The sequence below is a fragment of the Desulfovibrio piger genome (genome assembly GCF_012843875.1).
Lineage (GTDB): Bacteria > Desulfobacterota > Desulfovibrionia > Desulfovibrionales > Desulfovibrionaceae > Desulfovibrio.
In genome coordinates this window covers 1-732 of the sequence record NZ_JABAFY010000123.1, presented here as the reverse complement: position 1 = coordinate 732, position 732 = coordinate 1, and the positions used below count along the sequence as shown (strand labels likewise).

The 732-nt window shown below is 53.1% G+C and carries 1 rRNA gene; it reads left to right on the top strand.

Going from position 1 to position 732, the window contains the following annotated elements:
* Nucleotides 1-732: ribosomal RNA gene (locus tag HF854_RS12420) — 23S ribosomal RNA — on the top strand; the annotation flags it as partial.

Sequence of the window (732 nt, the reverse complement as noted above, 5' to 3'; positions counted from 1 at the left end):
GGTATCAGTGGTAGGGGAGCGTTCTAAGTGCAGTGAAGTCAGACCGGAAGGACTGGTGGAGCGCTTAGAAGTGAGAATGCCGGTATGAGTAGCGAAAGACGGGTGAGAATCCCGTCCACCGAATGCCTAAGGTTTCCTGAGGAAGGCTCGTCCGCTCAGGGTTAGTCAGGACCTAAGCCGAGGCCGACAGGCGTAGGCGATGGACAACAGGTTGATATTCCTGTACCACCTCTTTATCGTTTGAGCAATGGAGGGACGCAGAAGGATAGAAGAAGCGTGCGATTGGTTGTGCACGTCCAAGCAGTTAGGCTGATAAGTAGGCAAATCCGCTTATCGTGAAGGCTGAGCTGTGATGGGGAAGCTCCTTATGGAGCGAAGTCTTTGATTCCCCGCTGCCAAGAAAAGCTTCTAGCGAGATAAAAGGTGCCTGTACCGCAAACCGACACAGGTAGGCGAGGAGAGAATCCTAAGGTGTGCGAGAGAACTCTGGTTAAGGAACTCGGCAAAATGACCCCGTAACTTCGGGAGAAGGGGTGCTTTCTTAACGGAAAGCCGCAGTGAATAGGCCCAAGCGACTGTTTAGCAAAAACACAGGTCTCTGCGAAGCCGTAAGGCGAAGTATAGGGGCTGACACCTGCCCGGTGCTGGAAGGTTAAGGAGAGGGGTTAGCGTAAGCGAAGCTCTGAACTGAAGCCCCAGTAAACGGCGGCCGTAACTATAACGGTCCTAAGG